The 16,122-nt window shown below is 45.9% G+C and carries 10 protein-coding genes, 21 tRNA genes and 2 rRNA genes; 2 read left to right on the top strand and 31 right to left on the bottom strand.

What is annotated here, in order from left to right; translation table 11 throughout:
- Nucleotides 1-10: 10 nt before the first annotated feature.
- The 3 genes from menH to LWH95_RS15460 are packed head-to-tail and all read right to left on the bottom strand — an operon-like array spanning nucleotide 11 to nucleotide 3,977.
- Entirely contained in the window at nucleotides 11-835 is an 825-nt protein-coding gene (gene menH / locus LWH95_RS15470; protein ID WP_084992799.1) for a 2-succinyl-6-hydroxy-2,4-cyclohexadiene-1-carboxylate synthase, read from the bottom strand.
- Nucleotides 823-2,565 carry a 2-succinyl-5-enolpyruvyl-6-hydroxy-3-cyclohexene-1-carboxylic-acid synthase gene (gene menD, locus LWH95_RS15465; protein WP_232919927.1) on the bottom strand — a complete coding sequence of 581 codons (1,743 nt, stop codon included), beginning with the start codon at nucleotides 2,563-2,565 and terminating at the stop codon, nucleotides 823-825. The genes menH and menD overlap by 13 nt, the downstream gene beginning before the upstream one ends.
- The gene (locus LWH95_RS15460) at nucleotides 2,562-3,977 is read right to left on the bottom strand and encodes an isochorismate synthase (RefSeq protein ID WP_232919926.1); all 1,416 of its coding nucleotides are present in this window, start codon (nucleotides 3,975-3,977) and stop codon (nucleotides 2,562-2,564) included. The genes menD and LWH95_RS15460 overlap by 4 nt, the downstream gene beginning before the upstream one ends.
- A 291-nt stretch (nucleotides 3,978-4,268) precedes the next feature.
- Between LWH95_RS15460 and LWH95_RS15455 the strand changes: the two genes are divergently transcribed.
- Together LWH95_RS15455 and LWH95_RS15450 are read left to right on the top strand one after the other, a co-directional pair.
- Nucleotides 4,269-4,988 (top strand): yteA family sporulation protein, encoded by a 720-nt coding sequence (locus LWH95_RS15455; protein ID WP_003238073.1) that lies wholly within the window; start codon nucleotides 4,269-4,271, stop codon nucleotides 4,986-4,988.
- Nucleotides 4,989-5,097: 109 nt separating this feature from the next.
- Complete coding sequence (locus LWH95_RS15450; RefSeq protein ID WP_232919925.1) at nucleotides 5,098-5,565, top strand: TspO/MBR family protein; 468 nt, start codon at nucleotides 5,098-5,100, stop codon at nucleotides 5,563-5,565.
- Between the two features lie 31 nt (nucleotides 5,566-5,596).
- Here LWH95_RS15450 and glgP read toward each other — a convergent pair whose 3' ends face one another.
- From glgP to LWH95_RS15310, 28 genes are all read right to left on the bottom strand, one after another.
- Nucleotides 5,597-7,993 (bottom strand): glycogen phosphorylase GlgP, encoded by a 2,397-nt coding sequence (gene glgP, locus LWH95_RS15445; RefSeq protein ID WP_232919924.1) that lies wholly within the window; start codon nucleotides 7,991-7,993, stop codon nucleotides 5,597-5,599.
- On the bottom strand, nucleotides 7,980-9,434 hold the full coding sequence (gene glgA / locus LWH95_RS15440) for a glycogen synthase GlgA (RefSeq protein WP_232919923.1): 1,455 nt from the start codon (nucleotides 9,432-9,434) through the stop codon (nucleotides 7,980-7,982). The genes glgP and glgA overlap by 14 nt, the downstream gene beginning before the upstream one ends.
- On the bottom strand, nucleotides 9,431-10,462 hold the full coding sequence (glgD, locus tag LWH95_RS15435; protein ID WP_080429054.1) for a glucose-1-phosphate adenylyltransferase subunit GlgD: 1,032 nt from the start codon (nucleotides 10,460-10,462) through the stop codon (nucleotides 9,431-9,433). Before glgD ends, glgA begins: the two co-directional genes overlap by 4 nt.
- Before the next feature lie 22 nt (nucleotides 10,463-10,484).
- Nucleotides 10,485-11,627 carry a glucose-1-phosphate adenylyltransferase gene (locus LWH95_RS15430; RefSeq protein ID WP_084992788.1) on the bottom strand — a complete coding sequence of 381 codons (1,143 nt, stop codon included), beginning with the start codon at nucleotides 11,625-11,627 and terminating at the stop codon, nucleotides 10,485-10,487.
- Nucleotides 11,624-13,507, bottom strand: a complete 1,884-nt coding sequence (gene glgB, locus LWH95_RS15425) for a 1,4-alpha-glucan branching enzyme (protein WP_232919922.1) — start codon at nucleotides 13,505-13,507, stop codon at nucleotides 11,624-11,626. Before glgB ends, LWH95_RS15430 begins: the two co-directional genes overlap by 4 nt.
- 232 nt (nucleotides 13,508-13,739) lie before the next feature.
- Nucleotides 13,740-13,811: transfer RNA gene (locus tag LWH95_RS15420), tRNA-Glu, on the bottom strand.
- Between the two features lie 30 nt (nucleotides 13,812-13,841).
- Nucleotides 13,842-13,932 (bottom strand) — tRNA-Ser (locus LWH95_RS15415).
- A 3-nt stretch (nucleotides 13,933-13,935) separates the two neighbouring features.
- A tRNA-Asn gene (locus tag LWH95_RS15410) sits at nucleotides 13,936-14,010 on the bottom strand.
- A gap of 12 nt (nucleotides 14,011-14,022) precedes the next feature.
- A tRNA-Ile gene (locus tag LWH95_RS15405) sits at nucleotides 14,023-14,099 on the bottom strand.
- Between the two features lie 15 nt (nucleotides 14,100-14,114).
- Nucleotides 14,115-14,188 (bottom strand) — tRNA-Gly (locus LWH95_RS15400).
- 10 nt (nucleotides 14,189-14,198) lie between these two features.
- Nucleotides 14,199-14,274 (bottom strand) — tRNA-His (locus LWH95_RS15395).
- A gap of 21 nt (nucleotides 14,275-14,295) precedes the next feature.
- Nucleotides 14,296-14,371: transfer RNA gene (locus tag LWH95_RS15390), tRNA-Phe, on the bottom strand.
- Nucleotides 14,372-14,383: 12 nt separating this feature from the next.
- A tRNA-Asp gene (locus tag LWH95_RS15385) sits at nucleotides 14,384-14,460 on the bottom strand.
- A gap of 69 nt (nucleotides 14,461-14,529) precedes the next feature.
- Nucleotides 14,530-14,606 (bottom strand) — tRNA-Met (locus LWH95_RS15380).
- 17 nt (nucleotides 14,607-14,623) lie between these two features.
- Nucleotides 14,624-14,716, bottom strand: a tRNA-Ser gene (locus tag LWH95_RS15375).
- Between the two features lie 6 nt (nucleotides 14,717-14,722).
- Nucleotides 14,723-14,799 (bottom strand) — tRNA-Ile (locus tag LWH95_RS15370).
- A 2-nt stretch (nucleotides 14,800-14,801) separates the two neighbouring features.
- Nucleotides 14,802-14,878, bottom strand: a tRNA-Met gene (locus LWH95_RS15365).
- A gap of 20 nt (nucleotides 14,879-14,898) precedes the next feature.
- Nucleotides 14,899-14,971: transfer RNA gene (locus LWH95_RS15360), tRNA-Ala, on the bottom strand.
- Nucleotides 14,972-14,976: 5 nt separating this feature from the next.
- Nucleotides 14,977-15,053: transfer RNA gene (locus LWH95_RS15355), tRNA-Pro, on the bottom strand.
- A gap of 15 nt (nucleotides 15,054-15,068) precedes the next feature.
- A tRNA-Arg gene (locus LWH95_RS15350) sits at nucleotides 15,069-15,145 on the bottom strand.
- Between the two features lie 9 nt (nucleotides 15,146-15,154).
- A tRNA-Leu gene (locus tag LWH95_RS15345) sits at nucleotides 15,155-15,240 on the bottom strand.
- 14 nt (nucleotides 15,241-15,254) lie between these two features.
- Nucleotides 15,255-15,329: transfer RNA gene (locus LWH95_RS15340), tRNA-Gly, on the bottom strand.
- Nucleotides 15,330-15,334: 5 nt separating this feature from the next.
- Nucleotides 15,335-15,421: transfer RNA gene (locus tag LWH95_RS15335), tRNA-Leu, on the bottom strand.
- A 10-nt stretch (nucleotides 15,422-15,431) separates the two neighbouring features.
- A tRNA-Lys gene (locus LWH95_RS15330) sits at nucleotides 15,432-15,507 on the bottom strand.
- A gap of 37 nt (nucleotides 15,508-15,544) precedes the next feature.
- Nucleotides 15,545-15,620 (bottom strand) — tRNA-Thr (locus LWH95_RS15325).
- Nucleotides 15,621-15,652: 32 nt separating this feature from the next.
- A tRNA-Val gene (locus LWH95_RS15320) sits at nucleotides 15,653-15,728 on the bottom strand.
- A gap of 22 nt (nucleotides 15,729-15,750) precedes the next feature.
- A 5S ribosomal RNA gene (rrf, locus tag LWH95_RS15315) occupies nucleotides 15,751-15,866 on the bottom strand.
- Nucleotides 15,867-15,999: 133 nt separating this feature from the next.
- Nucleotides 16,000-16,122, bottom strand: a 23S ribosomal RNA gene (locus tag LWH95_RS15310); the annotation flags it as partial.

Raw genomic sequence — 16,122 nt, 5'->3', positions numbered from 1 at the left:
TGTGAGTGAATCAGATGCTTGTTAAAAACTCACTCACTATTTTACCAAAAAATCGCGGCTGTTCCACATGGACCGTATGGCCAGCGTTTGGAACAATCTCTATTCTACTAGATGGAAGCTTCTTATGCACCTCTTGATTGATGGCACAAAACTTTTCGTCCCACTCCCCGCAGATCAGAAGCACAGGCACCGCAATTTCGTCAACACGGCTCCACCAGGAAGGCTGTGAGCCGGTGCCAATACCGGTTAAACTGTTCGCAAGCCCAATCTTATTGTTTCGCAGACGGCCCGACCGTATCCTGTGCCGAATATCTTCAGCCAGCCGCTGCTGGGATGAAAACAAAGGGATGCCCTCCCAATACTGCACAAAAGCTTTGATGCCGTTGCGCAAAATAAAATCTGCAAGCTTTCGGTCCCGCATAATTCGTTCCCGCCGCTCCTCAAGCGTTTTGAGCCCCGGCGTTGTGCTTTCAAGTACAAGTGCCGATACCCGTTCGGGATATGTCATCGCAAAAGAATAAACAAGCCTTCCTCCCATAGAATACCCAATCAATTTCACTTTGTGAAGTTTTAATTGATCAAAAATCTCGGCAAGGTCAGAAACTTGCCGGCTTGTGCTGTATCTTTTCCCATTCAGAGGGGCATCGGTTTCACCATGCCCTAAACAATCAATTTTGATCAAACGGGAATCAGGCAGCATCCGATCAAGAAAATTCCATGATTGTTTGCTGCCGGTAAACCCGTGCAGACAGACGATGGCTTCGGAAGCATTCGGCCGCTCGTCTGTCACAGCATATCGGACACCGTCTGAAACCGTTAAGTTTACAGTTCCCATTGTTTTTTCACTTCCCGCACAGCCTCCTTCAGCATATCGCGATGAAGCTGGACTCTTGATTGTCGATCCGTTTTGATTTCTATCAAATGGAGTCCGGGCTTGTCTGCCTGCGGCGCGTAAGCTGCTTTGAATTCATCCCATGAAGCCGGGCATGAATACGTACCGTCGTATAGTGCAGCCGCATGCTTGAAATCGAGCCCTGTCGGCGTGCCGAACAAATCTTCAAAGTGTGCCTTCTCAGATGACTGCGGCAAAAATGAGAAAATCCCTCCGCCGTCATTATTCACGAGAATCACAGTAAGAGGAATGCCCAGCTTTTTAGCAGCCAGCAGTCCGTTTAAATCGTGATAAAAAGATAAATCTCCAATCACGAGGGTTACAGGCGCTTTTGTCCCTTCACATACCCCCATGGCAGAGGAGACGACACCATCTATGCCGTTTGCGCCCCGGTTTGAATAAATTCGGAAATCGCGTTCCTGCTTTTCAAAAAACGTATCAACATCCCTGATCGGCATGCTATTGCCGACAAACAGCGAGCTGTTTTCGGGCACAAGATACTGAAGGATCCGATAGAGATTACCTTCAAACGAAACCTCTTCACTGCTGATTGTTTGCAAATGCTCACGGAACCGCCCATTGACAAACTGCCACTTTTCCATCCATTCTGATGACCTGGTGATGTCAGCAAGGTCATCAATGATCGCTTCAGCAAAAGCAGACGCGTTGCAGTGAATCATATGCGAGCTTGCCTGTGTCGGGTCTCTCCACCCTCCATCCTCGTCAATCACAATCTGCTGAATCGCCGGATCATCCTTAAGCCATAAGAAAACCGGTTTTGAAACAGGCATCGGACCAAAGCGGATGACAACATCCGGACGCAGTTTCGCCTTCAGCTCATCATCTTTTAAAAATGAATCGTACGCATCAATGACAGTGCTTTTATCATGGGCGCCGTTCCGCAGATTAGACAGCGGGTCCGCTAAAATCGGATATTGAAGCGCCTTTGACAGTGCAATAATGTTTTCCTTATCCGTATCACTATGGAGCTCTCCGCAGACGATCATTCCTTTTTCAGCCTCTGTCAGCATCACAGCCACATCGGACAGGGATTCCCGGTCAACAGACTGCGTTCCCGTTTTCACAGACACGTGACAACCTGTTCTCATTCTTTCAAACGGCTCAGCTGAAAGATCCGGCATCAGCGGTTCGCGCAGCGGCACATTCACATGCACAGGTCCCATAGGGCGCTTTTGTGCTTCGCCAGCGGCGCGGCTGGCCAGCGTTCGGATATATCTCAGCATATGCGGAGACTCTTCAGGAAGAGCAGAGTCTGTGAAAAACTTAACAAAGTTACCGAATAAGAAGTGCTGATTAATAGCCTGCGGTGCGCCTACTTCGCGCAGCTCGTGAGGCCGATCAGCAGTTAACACAATAATTGGCACTCTTGAATAATGGGCTTCAATCACAGCCGGATAAAAGTTGGCCGCGGCTGTTCCTGATGTGCAGATCAAAAGCACGGGACGCTGCTTCGCTTTTGCCAGCCCTAAAGCAAAAAACCCGGCAGATCTTTCATCAATTTGGACATGGACGCTGATATCAGGATGCGCGGCTGCAAGAATAGCCAGCGGTGTGGATCTTGAGCCCGGACAAACGACGGCGTCCGTAATTCCGGAAAGGGCGAATTCATCCATAAAACTTCCGATGTAATGAGTAATCGGGTTAGCTGTCAACGCCTCTCACCTCCTAATGCAGAGATCATCGGCTTCAATTTAATCTGCGTTTCCTCATATTCCGAGTGCGGGTCTGAGTCTTCCACAATACCGCACCCGGCAAACAGCCTTGCTGTGCTGCCTTCGATCAGCCCTGAACGGATGGCCACTGCGAATTCCCCGTTATCCTGGCTGTCAATCCAGCCGATAGGAGCCGCATACCAGCCGCGGGACATCGGTTCGATCTCTCTGATCACTTCTACAGCTTTTTTCTGAGGTGCCCCCCCAAGCGCAGGTGTGGGATGCAGTTTCTCAATTAAGTCAAAAAGCGAAGCAGACTCACGAAGCTGTCCGACAATCGGCGTATATAAGTGCTGGACGCTTTTCGTTTTGTACAATGCAGGTCCGTCAGGCTTTTCAACCTCCGAACAGCTTGATATGAAAGCGTTATGGATCATGCCTACAACAATATCATGCTCCAGCAGATTTTTCTCATCGTTTAATAATTCAAGGCCTATCCGGCGGTCTTCTTCTTCATCCGCGCCGCGTTTAATGGAGCCTGCCAGACAAGAAGACATAACAGTGCTGCCGTCTCTTTTGATCAGTCGTTCTGGAGACGCGCCGACAAAGGTTTGGCCTTCCTGTTCGATTGCAAAAACATAGCTTGTCTGCTGATCGTTCAAAAGCGTTTTAAGCACCGGTTCAATTTGGACCGGGCCGTCAAACGTGAGCAGCAGCTCTCGGGCAAGAACCACTTTATCATATTGTTTCTCTTTAATTTGGCTTGTTGCCGTTTCGATTGCTTTCAGCCAATCATCCTTATCCAGCTCTTGAGATGCTGCAACCGCAGCCTGATCTCCTTGCTCTAAAACTGGAACCATAAATTCCGCTGCAAAAGCTTTTAAGCCTTCCAAAACAGCTTCTGCATCTTCTTCTTCGCTTACCCATCTGTTGACTGTTAAGAATGGGCCTTCAGCAGTCATCGTCAGCATAAGCGCAGGCACAAAGAAATCCCCTTCCGAGAAATGGTCCCATTGTGTACCTCTTTCTTCGCAAGGGTCAAAAGAAAATCCTCCGAATAACACAGGTCCCACTGCAGAATGCTGCAGCTTTTCTTCTTCATAAATATGAAAAGCCGTCTTTTTAAAGCGCTCCCATTGTTCAAAAACCTCGCGATACCGCTCGCTGTTTTTTTGACTTGTCTGGAAAACTGCTTCTTTGCCAAGACCGACTATTGTCAATTCACTTTCAGGATCTGACCAAAAAAATCGATTGCCTGTATATTTTTTTGCTCCGTAATTGAAAAATGATAGAGGGTCAAGAGACTCGATTTGTCTCGAATAGCTTATTAAGACAGCATGGTTGACTTCTTTGGCTTTATGTAATGCATGTAGAACTTCCTTTCGGAACGTACGCTGCACCGTTGTCACCATGAGACATTCCTCCATAATCCTTAAAATGCTTTTAATACCATACACCTGTGTCTCCTTTGTGTCAAACACACAGATCATGCAGTCCAAATGGCCTGCCTTACCTATTATAAACCTAATTTCAGAAATGAAAAAGAAACAAACCTTAATTTTCTTTCTCCACTGATAGCAAAGGTTGTATCCGCTTACCATATAAGGAAAATCTCCTATATTCCTCCACGCGCCATTTATGAAAGTTCTCAGGCGATCTGTTCATACTAAGGGTATGCATCACAGAGAAACGAGGCGATCACATTGCTTACAAAAGACCAGCTGCAGCATTTAAAAAATGAACTGGAACAAACGAAAAAAGATATCTTAAACCGTTTCAAAGACAATGACCATTTTCAGCTTAACTCAGCCTTTCCTTATGATTCGTGGGGTGAGCTTTCCGCTTACGACAACCATCCCGGCGATCAGGCGACAGAGCTTTACGAGCGTGAAAAAGACATCGCTCTCGACTTGCATGAGCGAGAGCATCTCCGGGACATTGAGCATTCATTGAAGGCGATAGAAAACGGTACGTACGGTATTTGTGAAGTCAGCGGAAAGGAAATCCCTTACGAACGTCTTGAAGCGCTTCCGACGGCCACGACGCTCGCAGAGTATTCGTCACAGGATGTCGTTTCCAAAGACCGTCCGATCGAAGAAGAAACACCTTTCGGGCAATTTGAATTTGACGATGATGAAGAAATCAGAGCGCCTTATGACAGTGAAGATTCCTACCAGGACGTTGAAAAATACGGAAACTCATCAACACCGCAGGATATGGAAAACCCGCCGCTCAGCTATGATGATATGACGATGAATGCCGAAGAAAATATCGGCAATACGGAGTCATACGAAAATTTCATCGCTACTGATATCACAGGAAAAGAAATTACAGTTTATCAAAGCAGAGCCCATGAGCGTTATGAGGAAGAACTCGATGAAGAGGGAATCATGACAACATTCGGCGATCTCCACGCTGATTGAACCCCCGATTATTGGGGGTTCTTTTACGTTTTCTGCATATCGGGGTTTGATCTTTATAAGATAAAGGGTAAGTGCAAATGTAAAATAAATACATACGGAGGTTACAAACATGAAGAAGATTGTCGGCGCCATAGCGGTTTTTGTGATTACATATGCGCTGTTTTCAGCCGCAGACTACCTGTTTCCAATTGACCAAGAATGGTACAATTCACTGAAAAAACCGGACTGGACGCCACCCGGATCTGCGATCGGCATCATTTGGGCCATCCTGTTTGCCCTGATCTCCCTTTCAGCTGCCATTGTGTATGCCGCGTTTTCATTTAAAGATGCGAAAAGCTTTTGGCTTATGCTTTTGCTTAATTATGTGCTTAATCAGGCATTCAGCTATTTTCAATTTACGCAAAAGAATTTTCTGGCTGCATCAATTGACTGCCTGCTTGTCGCGATCACAGCACTCATATTAATGATCGCAGCGAAAAAATACAGCAGAGCCGCAAGCTATCTTCTTTTACCTTATTTTTTATGGAGTGCATTTGCGACATTCTTATCCTTTACAATCTATTCAATGAATCTGTGAACAAAAAAAAGCCGCTTATACAACGGCTTTTTCACATCATCGGCCGGATGCCCCAAATGTCTTTCGCATATTCCCGGATCGTGCGGTCGCTGGAGAAATAACCAGAATGGGCAATGTTTAAAACCGAACGCTCAGACCATTTCCGCCGATCGCGATAATCAGCTTGAATACGCTCCTGCGCATCTGCATATGAGCTGAAATCCTTCAGCACAAAATACTCATCATTATGCGGAAGCAGCGAGTCATAGATCGATTCAAATTCATCTGCTTCCCCTTCAAAAAAACCGTTGATCAGCTGATCGACCACCTGTCTGATTCTGCGGTCATGCTGATAATATTCCCTCGATCTATAGCCGCCGTTTTCCTGATACGATAGAACGTCATCCGCCTTTAAACCGAATGTATAAATGCAATCAGGCCCCACCCGCTCAAGAATCTCAATATTTGCGCCGTCATGCGTGCCGATTGTCAAAGCGCCGTTCATCATAAACTTCATATTTCCTGTACCAGACGCTTCTTTGCTTGCGGTTGAAATTTGTTCACTCACATCTGAAGCCGGAAAAATACGCTCAGCCATAGAAACTCTGTAATTTTCCAAAAAAACAATCTTAATCAGCTGTTTGACTGCCGGATCATAGTTGACCTTTTCTGAGACAGAATGGATCAGCTTAATGATTTTCTTGGCATAATGATAGCTTGGTGAAGCCTTTGCCCCGAAAATAAAGGTTTGCGGATAGATTGAAAATCCCGAGTCCTCCTTGAGCCGGTTATACAAATACATAATATGAAGAACATTCAGCAGCTGCCGTTTGTATGCATGAAGCCGTTTTACCTGTACGTCGAATATGCTGTCAGGATTCACAACCACCCCGGCCGTGCAAAAAATCAAATCGGCAAGCTCTTGTTTTTTCCTGCTTTTGTTGTTTTGAAACTGCTCGATAAAAGCGGGATCAGAGGCGTACGATTCTAATCCGATAAGGGATTCCGGCTGTTTCACCCATTCATTGCCGATCGCCTCTGTAATGATGGCAGACAAGCCGGGATTCGCTTTTAGCAGCCAGCGCCTGTGGGCAATTCCATTCGTCTTATTGTTAAAACGACTCGGGAACAGCAAATGAAAATCGTGCATCTCCCTTTCCTTTAAAATATCAGAATGAATTTTGGCAACGCCGTTTACACTGTAGCTGCCCACTATAGCCAGATGAGCCATTTTGACGACACCATGCGCCGTAATCGCCATGGCCTCTATTCTTTTCCAGTCTCCGGGATACTTTTCCCAAACCGCTCGGCAAAACCTTTCATTGATCTCTTCAATAATCATATACATTCGCGGGAGCAGCGGCTTAAACAAATGAATCGGCCATTTCTCAAGCGCTTCTGACAATGTCGTATGATTTGTATAAGAAATCGTATGTACGGTAATATGCCAGGCCTCTTCCCAGCTCATGTTCTCTTCATCGAGTAAAATCCGCATCAGCTCAGGCACCGCAAGCGCAGGATGGGTGTCATTAATATGGATGCTTACTTTTTTATGCAGGCCGGATAAAGATTTATTTGTTTTTCGGTAATTGTTCACAATGCTTTTTAAGCTTGCGCATACTAAAAAATATTGCTGCTTCAGCCGCAAAATTTTTCCCTCGTCATGGGTGTCATCAGGATATAAAAATTCAGAAACAGCTTCTGTTTCCCGCTTATAAGACAAAATATTGCCGCCATGATAATGCGCAGAAGGCTCGGCGTTCCAAAGCCGTAACGTATTAACAGTGCCCGTTTCATAGCCGATGATCGGGATATCATAAGGAACAGCGGAAACAATTGTAGCTTGTTCGTGGCGAAAATGCAGACGCCCGTTTTTTTCTGTCATATGCACCTCGCCCCAAAACGGCACATCAACTGCCTGATCCACATTTCTTACTTCCCATACATTCCCGTTTTTCAGCCATTGCTCAGGCAGCTCCACTTGATGCCCGTCTACAATTTTTTGTTCAAACAAGCCATGCTTATAACGAATGCCCATCCCGTGCCCCGGCAAGTTCAACGAAGCCAGAGAATCTAAAAAGCAAGCGGCCAAGCGACCAAGCCCGCCATTGCCGAGACCTGCATCGCTCTCCATCTGAACGATCTCCTCTAAATTGATGCCGATATCCTTCAAGCCTGCTTCTACAACATCACGAACGCCAAGATTCATTAAATTTTGTTCAAGGAGCTGACCGAGAAGAAATTCGATTGACAAATAATATGTCTGCTTCCCGGAATTGGACCGGCTCTTTTCATTCGTCTGGATCCAATCAGCGCTGATATACTCTCTGACCATATTGCCCAACGTTTTATATTGATCCAGCTTGGCAGAGTCTTTAAAGCTTTTTCCGCACGTCATTTCCAGACGCTTTAAAAATAAGGCTGCAAAGCGTTCTTTACTCGAGAACATCCCGTCCACTCCTTGTCACATGCTCGAAAATGCGCTGATACTCTTTGGCTGACTGCTCCCAGCTGTAATCTGCATTCATTGCGGTATTCATGATGCCCTTCCATACATCCTTTTGACGATAAAACGACAGCGCCCTCTCAATCGTAAATTTCAGATCATGCGCATTGAAGGCAGAGAACGTAAAGCCATTGCCGGTTCCCTCTTCCTCCTGATAGGAACGGACTGTGTCATAAAGCCCGCCCGTCTCTCTGACAATCGGAATGGCGCCATATTGGAGAGCAATCAGCTGCCCCAAGCCGCACGGCTCAAATTTCGACGGCATCAAAAACAAGTCAGAGCCCGCATAAATTTGATGGGCAAGCGGCTCGTCAAACCCAATATACGCTCGGCACTTCTCATGAAAAGCAAATTCTGCATACCGGAAATAATCTTCAAATTCGCGTTCCCCTGTACCCAGCACAATCAGCTGTATGTCCTGCTCCTCAAGAAGTTCATGCATAATCCTGCGGACAAGATCAAGTCCCTTTTGTTTAGTCAGCCTTGTCACCATACTGATCAGCGGAATATCGTGTCGTTCCGGAAGCCCCATCCGCCGCTGAAGCTTCGTTTTATTTTCTTCCTTGTTTGCAAGATGCTCCGAATCGTAATGCGCCTCTATATAAGGATCGCTTTTTGGCTGGTAGAAGGAATCATCAATGCCATTTAAAATGCCGGTTACATCATTTTCCCTATATCGCAAAACCTGTTCCAGCTGTTCACCGTAATAAGGCGTCAATATTTCATTTCTGTAAGTAGGGCTTACAGTTGTCACATGATCAGCCGCAATGATGCCCGCCTTCATAAAATTAACAAATCCGTTGCATTCTAACCTTTCATAATGAAAATGATCCATCTCAAGCCCCAGCAAGTCATGTGTGACATCAGGCGGAAATATGCCTTGAAACTGCAGGTTGTGGATTGTGAGTACACTTTTCATCTGCTCATAAAAAGGATGTTTTCTGTATTCCTCTTTCAGCAAATAATTGACCATCGCTGTATGCCAGTCGTGAGTATGAACAATATCCGCTTGAACATTCACAGCTTCGACGGCCTCCAGTACAGCTCTTGAAAAAAAGGCAAATCGTTCACCGTCATCATAATGCCCGTACAACGAATCCCTGTTAAAATAATATTCATTGTCGATGAAATAATAATTCACATCATCTTCGGCCATATGTTCAATTCCGCAATATTGCTGACGCCAGCCAACAGCTACCGTACACTTAGCCATTTTTCTCATGCGCTTTTTCCAACGCTCAGGTATTTGACTGTATTTCGGCAGCATCACAGCTACTTCATTGCCTAATCGCGCAAGTGCCTTTGGCAGAGCGCCGGCTACATCGGCAAGACCTCCTGATTTAACAAACGGGGTACATTCTGATACAGCAAATAATACCTTCAAGAATTCATCAGCTCTCCTTGCACCAAACCTTTTCTTAATACAAGCGGCTGCTCAGCTGTTCCCGCAGCCTCAGTCGCATTTCCGATTTTAACGTCCTTATCAGAAATGACCTGCTCAAGCAGGCACTCCTCGCCAATCTGCGTTTTTTGCATAACAATGCAGTTTTTCAACTTCGTTCCCTTTCCGACATGAACCGCCCTGAACAAAATGCAGTTTTCAACCTCTCCTTCAAGCACACATCCGTTTGCCACCAAGGAATTTTTGACAGTGCTGTGCTTGCCGTATTTCGTCGGCGGCTCATCCTTCACTTTTGTATAGATCGGCTGCTGGGGCAAAAACACCTGCTGCCAAAAACGAGGCTGAATGAGCTCCATACTGTGGGTATAATACTTTTCCACCGAATCAATGACAGCGGCATAACCTGAATATTCATAAGGGCAAATGGTCAAGGAGGATGATTCTTTTTCAACAGCCTCCTGAATGGTTTTATAGCCTTTTTCACTATGTCCGTAGATCAGATCCTTTAAGAGCGCTGTAGACATGATATAGATTTGCAGCGACTGGCCGTCCTGAAATACCTCGGTGACATCGCAGCCAACCTCCTGATGGCGTTTCAGCACATATTGAAATTGAATGTTGCATACGGTATGGCTGTTGGAGATCACGGCATATTGCTGTGTGCTTCTGTGGAAGTAATCAAGATGGTCGGAAAACTGGCGAAAGGAACCGAATTCATCGTATTCTTGGTGAAGATGGGGAGACGGGAAAAAAAAGAGGCCATCCTTTTTTCGATGCAAATCCCATTCCTTACCTGCTCCAAGATGATCCATAAGCGAACGATAGCGATACTTCGGAAAAATCGCGACGCTCCTAATATCCGCATTCACCATGTTGGAAAGCATAAAATCGATCAGACGGTACCTGCCGGCAAAAGGGATCGCCCCAAGCGACCGCTGTGCCGTTAAATCCTGAAGAGAATGCTTATATGTGGTTTCATCTATAACACCTAACATTTGATTATTGAACACTGGCTTTGCCCCCTCTTCAGTATTAAATTAATTCTTTTTCTACAAATTCCTCTGAAACGAGCAGCACCTCCTGAATGTCTTTTTCAGATCGAATCACTGCGCCATCCGGAAGCACCAGACCCTTAGGTACGATGGCATTTTCAATCACTACATGCTCGCCAATCGTCACATCCGGCATAATGACCGACGATTTGACAGTCGAATGCTTGCCGACAGTAACACCTTGAAAAAGAACGGAATGAGACACATTTCCATACACGACACATCCTTCGTTCACAAGCGAATCATGAACCTGTGCGTCAGATGAAATAAATTGCGGTGGCTGATTGGGATTGACGGAGTAAATTTTCCACTTGCGTTCAAACAGCTTGAGCTCCGAGTCCTCTTTTAATAAATCCATATTGGCTTCCCACAAGCTCTGCACTGTGCCGACATCCTTCCAATATCCTTTAAACGGATATGCGGAAAGCTTCTTTTTTTCCTCTAAAAGCAGAGGAATAATGTCTTTGCCGAAGTCGTGGCTTGAATAAGGGTTCCGGTCGTCCATCTCAAGGTACTGTTTCAAAAGCGGCCAATTGAATATATAAATTCCCATTGAGGCAAGATTGCTCTTAGGAAATTTGGGCTTTTCATCAAAATGCGTGATCATCCCATCTGCATTGGTCTTCATGATGCCAAAGCGGCTTGCTTCCTCCCAGCCCACTTCGATGACAGAGATGGTGACATCCGCTTTCTTTTCAATGTGAAAATCGAGCATTTTGCCGTAGTCCATTTTGTAGATGTGATCTCCTGATAAAATCAGCACATACTCAGGATCATACTGATTCAAATAATTGAGATTTTCATAAATGGCGCTTGCCGTTCCTTTATACCATTTGACTTCGGATGACTCGGCATAAGGGGGTAAAACCGTCACGCCGCCATTATATCTGTCAAGGTCCCATGCACTGCCGATTCCAATATAGGAATTCAGCTCAAGCGGCTGATATTGTGTTAAAATCCCGACTGTGTCTATGCCTGAATTGGAACAGTTGCTGAGCGTAAAATCTATAATCCTGTATTTTCCCCCGAAAGATACAGCTGGTTTTGCCATATGTTTTGTTAATCCGCTGAGACGGCTGCCCTTCCCGCCGGCAAGGAGCATGGCTACACATTGTTTTTTCATCTTTTTATCTCTCCTCTTTTTTTAACCGCCCGTAAAATTGAAATGCCGTAAGGGGGGATGGTCATCGTGATATAACACGGTTTATGATGAAGAGCTCCCTTTTTGGCCGCTAACGGCTTTTTGTTGATTTGTCCTGAGCCTCCATATGTTTCACTGTCGCTGTTCAGCACTTCGATGTATTGGGTTAGAAAAGGAACACCAACATCATATTGATGATAGACCGCGGGTGTAAAATTACAAATGATGACAAGCGCCTCACCGTGCCTTTTCCCATAACGAATAAAAGAAAAGATTGATTGTTCGTTATTATGGACATCAATCCATTCAAACGACTGGGCACGATGGTCATTTTCATAAAGGATTTTGCTTTTTTGATAAAAGCGGAGAAGATCTTGCGTAAAAACGCTGGCTTTCTGATGCATGGGGAAGGAGTCCAAAAACCAATCTAGCTGCTCTGTGTCTTTCCATTCATCAAATTGGGCAAATTCTGAACCCATAAAGATCAATTTCTTTCCGGGATGAGCCGTCATATATCCGAGCAAAAGCCGATACTGGGCAAATTTCTGCCAATAGTCGCCAGGCATTTTATTAAGAAGTGATTTTTTTCCGTATACGACTTCATCATGAGAAAACGGCAATACAAAATGTTCACTAAATGCATACAGTAATGAAAAAGAGATAAGCTGATGACAATTCCGCCTTTCTTCTGGCGGCGTCTCCATGTATGTCAGTACGTCATTCATCCAGCCCATATTCCATTTAAAATGAAAACCGAGCCCCCCTTCCTCAACGGCACCTGTCACTTGAGGCCATTCCGTAGAATCTTCCGCAATCATCATGACATGCGGATATGCCTCTCTCATGGTTTGATTGAGTTTTTTTAAAAATTCAACAGCATATGGATTCGTATGGCGTTCATTCTGATTTGGCCAATACAAGATGTTAGCCACTGCATCAACCCTAAATCCATCTATATGATAGAATTCTGCCCAGTACAACGCATTAGAAATTAAAAAACTATGAACTTCCGGTTTTCCTAGGTCAAAGTTTGCCGTGCCCCATAGCCAGTTCTCCCGATCACGTTCTTCTTGATATTCATAAAGGGGCTCTCCATCAAACATATAAAGGCCATGTGCATCTTTACAAAAATGTCCGGGCACCCAATCCAGAATGACTCCGATGTTTTCTTGATGGCATTCATCCACAAACTTCATCAAATCATGGGGTGTGCCAAACCTGCTTGTCGGGCTGTAATAACCCGTTCCTTGGTACCCCCAGGAACGGTCATAAGGATGCTCATATACCGGAAGCAGTTCGATATGGGTAAATCCATGTTCTTTGATATAAGGAATAAGCGACTGGCTTAATTCTTGATAGGAGTAATGCCTGCCATCAGAATATTTCTTCCACGAACCGAAATGAAGCTCATAAATAAAAACAGGTTTCTCATACACCGTCTTAGCCTTTTGTTTCTTTTGCCATAATTGATCTTTCCAGCTGTAATCACCTAAATCGTAAGTAAGTGACGCTGTATGTGGCCTGACTTCCGAATAAATAGCATATGGATCTGCCTTCAGCCTGATCTCACCGCTATGAGTCACGATTTCATACTTATATCGTTCCTTTTCTCCCAAACCTGGAATAAATAACGTCCAAATGCCGTTATCGTTCACTCTGTGCATCACATGCTGCTCTCCTGACCAGCTGTTAAAATCCCCTGCCACTCGTACTTCTGACGCATGAGGCGCCCACACACAAAATTCATATCCGCTTTGGCCATTCAGCTCGCGATAGTGCGAGCCGAACAGCTGATAGCTTTTAAACAGACTGCCTTCGTGAAAAAGATAAACATCATGTGCTGTCGGGCTGGCAGCGGCCATGTAATCATCCTTTCTGACATCATAGTTTTCACTTATAGTATTTATTCGAAGAAATAAAAAAAAGCCCTTTCATGAAAGCGCTTATACTTATTGACATTTAACTTCATTTTCCGAAGAAAAACGAAATATATGAAGATTTTTGTTGTCTGTTTGTAGAATAAAGTATGAAATCTAAGGCATATCATGATTTATAAAAATAAAAAAACCTTGCAGGATATGCAAGGTTTTTGGATGACCCGTACGGGATTCGAACCCGTGTTACCGCCGTGAAAGGGCGGTGTCTTAACCGCTTGACCAACGGGCCGTTGCTTGAGAACTTATATTTGTAATCATATGGCGGAGAAGGAGGGATTTGAACCCTCGCGCCGCTTACACGACCTACACCCTTAGCAGGGGCGCCTCTTCAGCCACTTGAGTACTTCTCCATTTGGCTCCACAGGCAGGATTCGAACCTGCGACCGATCGGTTAACAGCCGATAGCTCTACCACTGAGCTACTGTGGAATATAAAAATCATGGTGGGCCTGAATGGACTCGAACCATCGACCTCACGCTTATCAGGCGTGCGCTCTAACCAGCTGAGCTACAGGCCCATGACAATATAGAAATGGAGCGGGTGATGGGAATCGAACCCACGACATCAGCTTGGAAGGCTGAGGTTTTACCACTAAACTACACCCGCAATTTTTATTTGGGGCGATTGATGGGAATCGAACCCACGAATGCCAGAGCCACAATCTGGTGCGTTAACCACTTCGCCACAACCGCCAAAATATATATATTGATATATGGTGGCTCGGGACGGAATCGAACCGCCGACACACGGATTTTCAGTCCGTTGCTCTACCAACTGAGCTACCGAGCCTAAGTATTTAAATGGCGGTCCGGACGGGACTCGAACCCGCGACCTCCTGCGTGACAGGCAGGCATTCTAACCAACTGAACTACCGGACCATTTTAAAATTTACACGTGAATTTTCTTGGTTGCACCCTTCGGGCACTACTTATTTCATTCATGTATTTTGGTTGCGGGGGCAGGATTTGAACCTGCGACCTTCGGGTTATGAGCCCGACGAGCTACCGAACTGCTCCACCCCGCGATGATTAAGAATATATATGGCGGAGGAAGAGGGATTCGAACCCCCGCGGGCTTTGACACCCCTGTCGGTTTTCAAGACCGATCCCTTCAGCCAGACTTGGGTATTCCTCCGTATAATGGTGGACCTTGTAGGACTCGAACCTACGACCGGACGGTTATGAGCCGTCTGCTCTAACCAACTGAGCTAAAGGTCCATTGGTAGCGGCGGAGGGGATCGAACCCCCGACCTCACGGGTATGAACCGTACGCTCTAGCCAGCTGAGCTACACCGCCAAATATTTATTGAAATCAAGTGGAGCCTAGCGGGATCGAACCGCTGACCTCCTGCGTGCAAAGCAGGCGCTCTCCCAGCTGAGCTAAGGCCCCAAGAATGGTCGGGAAGACAGGATTCGAACCTGCGACCCCATGGTCCCAAACCATGTGCTCTACCAAGCTGAGCTACTTCCCGATTTCATGTAGATCATGGCGCGCCCGAGAGGAGTCGAACCCCTAACCTTTTGATCCGTAGTCAAACGCTCTATCCAATTGAGCTACGGGCGCAAAACTTAATGCCGAGGGCCGGACTTGAACCGGCACGGTAGTCACCTACCGCAGGATTTTAAGTCCTGTGTGTCTGCCAATTCCACCACCCCGGCGTGGATGGTATAGTTGGAGCGGAAGACGGGATTCGAACCCGCGACCCCCACCTTGGCAAGGTGGTGTTCTACCACTGAACTACTTCCGCAGAAATGGTGCGGATGAAGGGACTTGAACCCCCACGTCTGTAAAGACACTAGAGCCTGATTCTAGCGCGTCTGCCAATTCCGCCACATCCGCAACATGTAAATGGTGAGCCATGAAGGACTCGAACCTTCGACCCTCTGATTAAAAGTCAGATGCTCTACCAACTGAGCTAATGGCTCTTCTTACAAGAGACTTGAATATTATATCATATAAAAGTGGTGCCGGCAAGAGGACTTGAACCCCCAACCTACTGATTACAAGTCAGTTGCTCTACCAATTGAGCTACACCGGCATATATGTAAAACCGAGTATGTATAATTAAAATGGTGGAGGATGACGGGCTCGAACCGCCGACCCTCTGCTTGTAAGGCAGATGCTCTCCCAGCTGAGCTAATCCTCCGTAATTGCACTAACGTGCAATTGCTTGGCGGCGTCCTACTCTCACAGGGGGAAACCCCCGACTACCATCGGCGCTGAAGAGCTTAACTTCCGTGTTCGGTATGGGAACGGGTGTGACCTCTTCGCTATCGCCACCAAACAAATGCCTTCAGGATGAAGGTACTGGGCGTTTCTCACAGGATATGAGAGCCCTTAGCGGAGTTTCTTTGCTTTTCCGCCTTTTAGAGAGTGTTCTCTCAAAACTAGATAACAGATGTGACATCATTCAAAATGTGGTTAAGTCCTCGATCGATTAGTATCTGTCAGCTCCATGTGTCGCCACACTTCCACCTCAGACCTATCAACCTGATCATCTTTCAGGGATCTTACTTCCTTGCGGAATGGGAAATCTCATC

Source organism: Bacillus sp. G16 (assembly GCF_021282335.1).
Lineage (GTDB): Bacteria > Bacillota > Bacilli > Bacillales > Bacillaceae > Bacillus > Bacillus inaquosorum.
Note: the sequence above shows the minus strand (reverse complement) of the source record. Positions and strands in the feature narration are given on the sequence as shown.